An 8,373-nucleotide genomic window follows, 5' to 3' on the forward strand; every position below is an offset into this window, starting at 1 on the left:
CGAACTGCAGGATGACGTCCTCGCCGAGATAATGGATCAGCTGGTGCATCTGGCCGGCATGGATGCCGCACGAGGCAACGGGCATCACCTTGTTGAGCGAGGCCCACTCCTGATCGAAGAACAGCCCGGTTTCGAGGTTCTGCGGCGTGCGCTCCTCGCGCAGCGTGTCATAAAAACCCTTGATCATCAGCGGGTCGCCTTCCAGCTTGCCGACCACGGTGCCGGCATGGATGTGATCGACGCCGGCCATCCGCATCCATTTGCAGATGACGCGAAAATTCATGCCGTGGTTCTTCTGGCGCGAATAGGTCGAGTTGCCGGCGCGGTGCAGGTGCAGGATCATGTCGTTGCGGCGTGCCCATTTGGCCATCGACTGGATCGCCGTGTAGCCAATGACGAGGTCGATCATGATGATGCAGGAGCCAAGCTGTTTTGCGAATTCGGCGCGCTCGTACATCTCCTCCATCGTGCCGGCGGTGACGTTGAGATAATGGCCCTTGACTTCGCCGGTAGCGGCCGAGGCCTTGTTCACAGCCTCCATGCAGTAGAGGAAGCGGTCGCGCCAGTGCATGAAGGGCTGCGAGTTGATGTTCTCGTCGTCCTTGACGAAGTCGAGGCCACCCTTCAGCGCCTCGTAGACGACGCGGCCGTAGTTGCGGCCTGACAGGCCAAGCTTCGGCTTCGTCGTCGCGCCGAGCAGCGGCCGGCCGAACTTGTCGAGCCGCTCGCGTTCCACCACGATGCCGGTCGCCGGGCCCTGGAAGGTTTTGAGGTAAGCCACCGGGATGCGCATGTCCTCGAGCCGCAAGGCCTTGACTGCCTTGAAGCCGAACACATTGCCGATTATCGATGCAGTCAGGTTGGCGATTGAGCCCGGCTCGAATAGGTCGAGGTCGTAGGCGATGTAGGCGAAGTACTGCTGCTCGGTCTTGGTGCCGGGACCTGTGTTCGGCACCGGCTCGGATCTAAACGCTTTGGCGCGGTAGAGCTCGCAGGCGGTCAGCCTGTCGGTCCACACCACGGTCCATGTCGCGGTAGAGGATTCACCGGCGATGGCGGCGGCGGCCTCCTCGTGGTCGACGCCGGGCTGCGGCGTGATCCGAAACATGGCGATCAGGTCTGTTTCCTTGGGCCGGTAGTCCGGCTCCCAATAACCCATCTTCTTGTAGGGTATGACGCCCGACTTGTAGCGTTCCTTGCCTTCCTTGAGGGTGCCTGCTGACGGCATGTCGATCTTGTTCATAACAGGTCTCCTGTTTGCCGCTCAGGCGGCTTTCGCGGTTGCGATTTGCGGGTCGAGCTTTCCCGCGGCGTAACGTTTGGCCATCTCGTCCATGGCGATAACCCTGATCTTCGAGGCGTTGCCCGCGGTGCCGAAGCGTTCGAAGCGATCGCGGCAAAGATCGCGCAAGGCGTCCATGGCGGGTTTCAGGAATTTGCGCGGATCGAATTCGCGCGGGTCCTCCGTAGCGATGCGGCGGAACTGCCCGGCCATGGCCATGCGGCAATCGGTGTCGATGTTGACCTTGCGCACGCCGTAGCGGATGCCGCGCTCGATCTCTTCGACCGGAACGCCAAAGGTCTGGGGCATCTCGCCGCCATATTTGTTGATGATGTCCTGCAGTTCCTGCGGCACCGAGGAAGAACCATGCATGACCAGATGCGTGTTGGGCAGCTTTTCGTGGATCGCCTCGATCACCTGCATAGCCAGGATGCCGCCGTCCGGCTTGCGGCTGAATTTGTAGGCGCCATGCGAAGTGCCGCAGGCGATCGCCAGCGCGTCGACCTGGGTGGCGGTGACAAAGTCGACCGCCTGATCGGGATCGGTCAAAAGCTGGTCGTGGGAAAGCGCACCTTCGGCGCCATGGCCATCCTCGGCCTCGCCCTGGCCGGTTTCCAGCGAGCCGAGCACGCCGAGCTCGCCTTCGACGGAAGCGCCGACCCAATGCGCCATGCGTGCGACACGTTCGGTGATGGCGACGTTGTAATCGTAGCTCGCCGGCGTCTTGGCGTCCGCCATCAATGACCCGTCCATCATCACCGAGGTGAAGCCGTGGCGGATCGCCGAAAGGCAGGTGGCTTCGTTGTTGCCGTGATCCTGATGGATGCATAGCGGAATGGCCGGATGCATTTCGGTCAACGCCTCCATCATCTTGGCCAGCATGATGTCGTTGGCATAGGAGCGGGCGCCGCGCGACGCCTGGATAATGACCGGCGCGTCGCAGGCCTTGGCCGCCTCCATGATGGCGAGGCCCTGTTCCATGTTGTTGATGTTGAATGCGGGCACGCCATAGCCGTGCTCGGCGGCATGGTCGAGAAGCTGGCGAAGGGTGATGCGGGCCATTATCGGGTCCTCCTAGATGATGAGCTTCAGCGTCGCTGCGGCGACGGCTTCGGGCGTGATGTCGAAATGCCGGTAGAGATCCGGGGCAGGGGCGCTGGCGCCGAAACCGGCCATGCCGACGAAAGCGCCGGTGTCGCCGATCCAGCGATCCCAGCCGAGCCGCGCCGCGGCTTCGATGGCAATGCGCGGCGCCGAGCCGAGGACGGCCTTGCGGTAGTCCGCATCCTGTTCCTCGAAGAGCTCCCAGCATGGCATCGAGACGACCGCGGCGGCGATGCGGTGTTCGGTTTCCAGCCGTTCGGCGGCGGCAACGGCAATCTCGACCTCCGAGCCGGTGGCGATCAGCGTCACGGCGCGGTGCTCGGCTGGCTCGCGCAGGATGTAGGCGCCCTGGCTCGACCGGTTCTCGTCGCTGTGTGGCTCGTCGCTGTGTGCCTCCTCGCTGTGTGCTTGGCGCAGCATCGGCAGGTTCTGGCGCGAGAGCACCAGCACGCTCGGCCGGTTCTTGCTCTTCAGCGCCAGTTCCCAGCACTCCGCCGTTTCGATGATGTCGGCCGGCCGGAAGACGTTGAGGTTCGGCGTCGCCCGTAGCATCGCCAGGTGCTCGACCGGCTGGTGGGTCGGGCCGTCCTCGCCGAGCCCGATGGAATCATGCGTCATCACATAGATAACGCGCTGGCCCATGAGCGCTGAGAGCCGCATCGCGCCGCGCGCATAGTCGGCGAAACACAGGAACGTGCCGCCATAAGGCACGAAGCCGCCATGCAGCGCGATCCCGTTCATGGCCGCGGCCATGCCGTGCTCACGGATGCCGTAGTGAATGTAACGGCCGGCATAGTCATCCGGCGCTATGCGATCCATGCCCTTGGTGATCGTCAGGTTCGAATGCGTCAGATCTGCGGAGCCGCCGACTGTCAGGTCGGTCGCGGCGTTGATTGCGCCGAGCGCCATTTCGGAGGCTTTTCGCGTTGCAACCTTGGTCGCCTTCTCGACATGTTCCTTGCGGAAAGCGCCGAGCGCTTCGAAGACTGTGTCGGGCAGGTTGCCGGCGACCGCGCTCTCGAGGGCCTGGCGCTGAGGCGAGGCGGCAAGCCGCTGCTCCCAGGCGTGCCGCGCCGCTTGCCCGCGCTCGGCAATCTCGCGCCAGGCGAACAGGATGTCGTCCGGCACCTCGAACGGCGCGTAGGCCCAGCCGATGTTTTCGCGCGTCGCGGCGATCTCTGCATCGCCCAGCGGTGCGCCATGTGTCTTTTCCGAGCCGCCCAGATTGGGCGCGCCCTTGCCGATCATCGTGCGGCAGGCGATCAGAGATGGTCGATCCGACTGCTGTGCTGCTTCGATTGCCGCAGCGACGGCCCCCATATCGTGGCCGTCCACCGATTGGACATGCCATCCGGCGGCTTTGAACCGTGCCGGCTGGTCCATCGATGTCGACAGCGAAGTGGGTCCGTCGATCGAGATCGCATTGTCGTCCCAAAAGACAATCAGCCGGGAGAGCTTCAGGTGACCGGCAAGGTCGATCGCCTCATGGCTGATGCCTTCCTGCAGGCAGCCGTCGCCGGCGATCACATAGGTGAAATGGTCGACGAGATCGGCGCCGTGGCGGGCAGCAAGCATGCGTTCGGCCAGTGCCATGCCGACGGCGGTCGAGATGCCTTGTCCAAGCGGACCGGTGGTCGTCTCGATGCCAAGCGCATGGCCATATTCCGGATGTCCGGCGGTACGGCTGCCCAGCTGACGAAACCGCTGCAGTTCCTCGATCCGCATGTCGTCGTAGCCGAGCAGGAAATGCAGCGCATATTGCAGCATCGAGCCGTGCCCGGCCGAAAGCACGAAGCGGTCGCGATCGGGCCAGTTGGGCGCCGACGGATCGATATTGATGAAGCGGCTGAATAGTACCGTCGCGACATCGGCCATGCCCATCGGCATGCCAGGATGACCGGAATTGGCCTTTTGGACGCTGTCCATCGCCAGTGCCCGAATGGCATTCGCCATGTCGCGCTCCGAGACGGCTGCGACGGGCTTCAATGCTGCTGCTTGGCTGTTCATGGCGTCCTCCTCACGACACACGGTTCTTGCGTTCGATCAATTGCAGGATGAGCGGCGTCAGGATCAGCTGCATGGCAAGGTCGAGCTTGTTGCCTGGCACCACTATGGAATTCGGCCGCGACATGAACGAGTCGTGGATCATCGAAAGCAGGTAGGGGAAATCGATGCCGCGGGGGTTGGCGAAGCGGATCACCAGCATCGATTCGTCGGGCGTCGGAATCCAGCGCGCGATGAATGGGTTGGACGTGTCGACGATCGGCACGCGCTGGAAGTTGATGGCGGTCTGCGAGAACTGCGGGACGATGTAGCGGACATAGTCCGGCATGCGGCGCAGGATCACGTCCATCACCGCCTCGGTGGAATAGCCGCGCGTTGCCCGGTCGCGATGGATCTTCTGGATCCATTCGAGATTTATGACCGGCACCACGCCGATCTTGAGGTCAGCGTGCCTGGCCAGGTTGATCTTGTCGGTGACGACGCAGCCATGCAGGCCCTCGTAGAAGAGCAGATCGCTCGGCGGGAATTCGCGCCATTCGGTAAATTGTCCCGGCGGCGTGCCGTACTGCTTCTCCTCGTCTTCGTCATGGATGTAGGTGCGGGTCTTTCCGGTTCCCCGGCGGCCATATTCCTCAAACACCTCTTCGAGGATTCCGAGTTCGTTGGCCGCGGCATTGAAGTGGGTGAAGTTCGGATTGCCTGCCTTCTCCTCCTCGGCCACCTTCACCTTCATCGTGGCACGGTCGTAGCGATGGAAAGCGTCGCCCTCGATGAAGGCGGCCTCGATATTCTCGCGCCGGAAGATCAGATCGAAGATGCGCTTGACCGAGGTGGTGCCTGCGCCCGACGACCCGGTGATGGTGATGATGGGGTGCTTTGCCGACATGATGCTCAAGCCCTGAACAGGCCGCGGCGGCTGAACAGCGGCGCACGCTCGCCGATGGCGCTGGGCTCGGTGTGATAGCGGGTGATGCGCGCGACTTCCCGCGCCGATCCGAACACCACGGGGACGCGCTGGTGCAGGCTCTCGGGTTCGATTTCGAGGATGCGGGTGATCGTATCGGTAGCGGCACCGGCTGCCTGTTCGATGAGATAGGCGATCGGGTTCGCCTCGTAGACGAGGCGCAGCCGTCCCTGGCGATAACCCTTGCGCTTGTCGCCTGGATACAGGAATACGCCGCCTCGCATCAATATGCGATAGCAGTCGGCGACCAGGGAGGCGATCCAGCGCATGTTGAACTCCTTCTCTCGTGGGCCTTCGGTGCCTTCGAGGCAGTCGTCGATGTAGAGCCGCACTGCCTCGTCCCAATGCCGGTAGTTGGCGGCGTTGATGGCGAACTCCTGGGTGCGCTGCGGGATGATCCGGCTCTCGTAGGCCTGGACGAAGGTGCCGAGCCTGGTCGAGAGGACGAAGACATGCGTACCGCTGCCGAGCGACAGAACCAGTGCCAGCTGCGGCCCGTAGATGAAGAAACCGGCACCCAACTGGTTCACGCCTGCCTGCAAAAAAGAGGCGGCCGGATTTTCGTCCAGCGCGCCAGTTGCAGGGAGGAGCGAGAAGATCGTTCCGATCGACACGTTGGTGTCGATGTTGGAGGAGCCGTCGAGCGGGTCGATGGCGATGGCGAGAGGCGCTTGCCTGTCGAGCAGGACCGGCTGCTCCAGTTCCTCGGAGGCGTAGAGCGCGACCGGAGCGCGGCGCATGGCGTCGAGGAAGATGTCGTCGGCGAAGATGTCCAGATCCTTCTGGATGTCGCCATCGGCATTGGCGCCGCGGGCCCCGGCAAAGGCGGTGCCGAGCACCCCTTGATTGATAGTGTTGCGGATATTGGTAGCGGCCTGCGTCAGCTGGCGGACAGTCGCCACCACCGCGGAGCGCAGCTCGTCCGGCGGGCCGAGATAGGAATTCAGAAAAGCATCGAGCGTTGCCGCTGGCATCGTAACCTCCCGATCCAGCCGCCTCTCCTCGGGTCGGCCGGACAGGGGAATGAGAACAAACACCACCGGATAAGTAAAATTCAATAACTTTACTTCTACACTAAAAAAAATTTAGTATGTCGCATGAGAAACCTCACGCTCAAGCAATTCAAGACAGTTCAGGCAATCATCAGCCACGGAAAAATCGTCAGCGCGGCCAAGGCGTTAGGCCTGTCTCCTCCAGCGCTGACGATCCAGTTGCGGCAAGTCGAGGAGGAGTTCCAACTGGCCTTGTTCGACCGGACGTCGGACGGTATGCGTCCCACTGCCGCAGGTCTGGCCTTCGTCGAGACGGCGCAGGCGATCGAAGAGCGGCTTCGCCTGCTCGAAGACAGGATGGATGCGATCAAGGGCGTGCGCATCGGCAGCTTGAGGCTGGGCGTCGTTTCCACCGCCAAATATTTCGCGCCGCGGCTCATGGCCGGCTTCATGAAGGAGCATCCCGACATCGACATGCGGCTTGCCATCGGCAACCGCGCCGAAACGATTGACAGTCTGAAGAACCACGACATCGACATTGCGCTGATGGGACGCCCGGCGAAGGAAGTCCCGGTCCGTGCCTCGGTCTTCGGCGATCACCCGTTGGTCATCATCGCGCCGCCCGACCACCCGCTGGCCTCGGCACGCGAGATATCCAAGGAGCGGATCGCCGAGGAGCATTTCCTCATTCGCGAGCCCGGCTCCGGTACGCGCATCTCGCTGGAGATATTCCTGAGCGACGTGCCCGGCCGCATCGACGATCTCGGCGTCGAGATGGACTCGAACGAAACGATCAAGCAGGCGGTGATGGCCGGGCTCGGCATTGCCTTCATCTCTGCCCACACCATCGCCGCCGAAACCGAAGCCGGCCGGCTGGTCATCCTCGACGTTGTCGGCATGCCGATCCGCCGGCAATGGTTTTCGGTGATGCGCAGCGATCACGCGATCTCGCCTGCCATGGCGACGTTCCACGACTTCCTGATGCGCAAAGGCGCGATGTACCTGCCCCTGTTCGGCAAGCTCTATCCGCACGAAGAACCGAACACTAGAGGTCGCGCGAGTTAGGGCGCGCGGCCCCAGGACAAACCCCTTCAGACAAACGATGCCCTCGTCGCTCTCAAGTTAGATTGCGTTTGACCTTTACATCGGCCCCACGGACGCGAGCTCTCGGCCAGCAGCACGCAGGCTGCCGTCTGCAGGACGGGTCAGTGCATTGGCCTCGGCTCGCAGGTGCACGTCGGTCTCGGACGACACCGTCACCTCCTCGCCGGACCTCGAGAACGCGTAGAGGGCGCCCCGGTTGCCCGGCATCGAAAAGGCCACGGAGTCCCCCTCGGCGAGGCCCATGACGACGCGCTGCGGATCGCCCCCGATCTTCGCGCGAAGGTGGCGGTGACCTCCAGGAGGTCGCCGTCGACCGGGACATAATAAGCGACCATGTCGAGGTGTCCCTCGTGCAGGCTGCCGCCTTCCTTCCTCGGCAATCGCCGGGGTGGCGAGAAACAGCGCGGCCAAAATCGACGCGCTCAGATTCTGCGGATCATCTCGTATCTCCTTTTTTAGATTTCGTTTGAACTCTATAGGAGGTAGATTACGAGTGCAATCTAAAAAAAAATTGGTGATGCGTGTGAGTCGCAGGCTGCGATGGCCATTCTCTCGACGATGGTCGGTGCGGTGCTCCTCTCGCGGGCCGTCAACGACGAGCGGCTGTCGAAAGCGGTTCCTAAAAGCAGCGGCCGAGGGCGTGCAGATGGGGTCGTCTGCGGACGATGCCCAGCACGGATCGAGGCAATGACCGAGCGCCCCCGCGGCGTCACCGTCGAGCACATAGCGCGCCACACAGGTGCCGTCCACGCGAGTTCAGCGGGTCGATTCTGATGATCGAAGGTCGGGAAGCATCGCTGGTGGCGAAATACTTATTTGCCGATCTGAGGCGATAGCCGGCCAGGCGTTGACGGGCCACGGGCCAGCGCACCCGCGGTCACCCACGCGGTGGGCCTCTGACCGCGCTTAGCCCACGATTTGTT

The 8,373-nt window shown here is 62.8% G+C and carries 7 protein-coding genes; 1 reads left to right on the forward strand and 6 read right to left on the reverse strand.

Features of this window, described 5'->3' with window-relative positions; translation table 11 throughout:
- The 5 genes from EOA86_RS12615 to EOA86_RS12635 form a co-directional block, all read right to left on the reverse strand.
- On the reverse strand, positions 1–1,228 hold a 1,228-nt coding region (locus tag EOA86_RS12615), incomplete at its 3' end, for a ribulose-bisphosphate carboxylase large subunit (protein ID WP_164891710.1).
- Between the two features lie 36 nt (positions 1,229–1,264).
- Entirely contained in the window at positions 1,265–2,344 is a 1,080-nt protein-coding gene (fba, locus tag EOA86_RS12620) for a class II fructose-bisphosphate aldolase (protein WP_128341945.1), read from the reverse strand.
- A 12-nt stretch (positions 2,345–2,356) separates the two neighbouring features.
- A complete protein-coding gene (gene tkt, locus EOA86_RS12625; protein WP_128341947.1) occupies positions 2,357–4,393 on the reverse strand; it encodes a transketolase in 2,037 nt (678 codons plus the stop codon).
- A gap of 10 nt (positions 4,394–4,403) precedes the next feature.
- Entirely contained in the window at positions 4,404–5,276 is an 873-nt protein-coding gene (locus tag EOA86_RS12630; RefSeq protein ID WP_065010922.1) for a phosphoribulokinase, read from the reverse strand.
- A gap of 5 nt (positions 5,277–5,281) precedes the next feature.
- Positions 5,282–6,328: a class 1 fructose-bisphosphatase gene (locus tag EOA86_RS12635; RefSeq protein WP_128341949.1), complete on the reverse strand. Its 1,047-nt coding sequence runs from the start codon at positions 6,326–6,328 to the stop codon at positions 5,282–5,284.
- Between the two features lie 123 nt (positions 6,329–6,451).
- On the opposite strand from EOA86_RS12635, the gene EOA86_RS12640 reads away from it, so the two are divergent.
- Positions 6,452–7,411, forward strand: coding sequence for a LysR family transcriptional regulator (locus EOA86_RS12640; RefSeq protein ID WP_127209840.1), 960 nt, complete (start codon positions 6,452–6,454; stop codon positions 7,409–7,411).
- A gap of 75 nt (positions 7,412–7,486) precedes the next feature.
- Here EOA86_RS12640 and EOA86_RS38575 read toward each other — a convergent pair whose 3' ends face one another.
- Entirely contained in the window at positions 7,487–7,693 is a 207-nt protein-coding gene (locus EOA86_RS38575; RefSeq protein WP_164891709.1) for a hypothetical protein, read from the reverse strand.
- Between the last annotated feature and the right edge of the window lie 680 nt (positions 7,694–8,373).

The sequence above is a fragment of the Mesorhizobium sp. M5C.F.Ca.IN.020.32.2.1 genome (assembly GCF_004023105.1).
Taxonomy (GTDB): domain Bacteria; phylum Pseudomonadota; class Alphaproteobacteria; order Rhizobiales; family Rhizobiaceae; genus Mesorhizobium; species Mesorhizobium wenxiniae.

Bases quoted from the DNA above. Each gene is read 5' to 3' on its own strand.
- tkt (WP_128341947.1), bottom strand. From the start codon at position 4,393: ATGAACAGCCAAGCAGCAGCATTGAAGCCCGTCGCAGCCGTCTCGGAG.
- EOA86_RS12635 (WP_128341949.1), bottom strand. From the start codon at position 6,328: ATGCCAGCGGCAACGCTCGATGCTTTTCTGAATTCCTATCTCGGCCCG.
- EOA86_RS12630 (WP_065010922.1), bottom strand. From the start codon at position 5,276: ATGTCGGCAAAGCACCCCATCATCACCATCACCGGGTCGTCGGGCGCA.
- fba (WP_128341945.1), bottom strand. From the start codon at position 2,344: ATGGCCCGCATCACCCTTCGCCAGCTTCTCGACCATGCCGCCGAGCAC.
- EOA86_RS38575 (WP_164891709.1), bottom strand. From the start codon at position 7,693: ATGGGCCTCGCCGAGGGGGACTCCGTGGCCTTTTCGATGCCGGGCAAC.
- EOA86_RS12640 (WP_127209840.1), top strand. From the start codon at position 6,452: ATGAGAAACCTCACGCTCAAGCAATTCAAGACAGTTCAGGCAATCATC.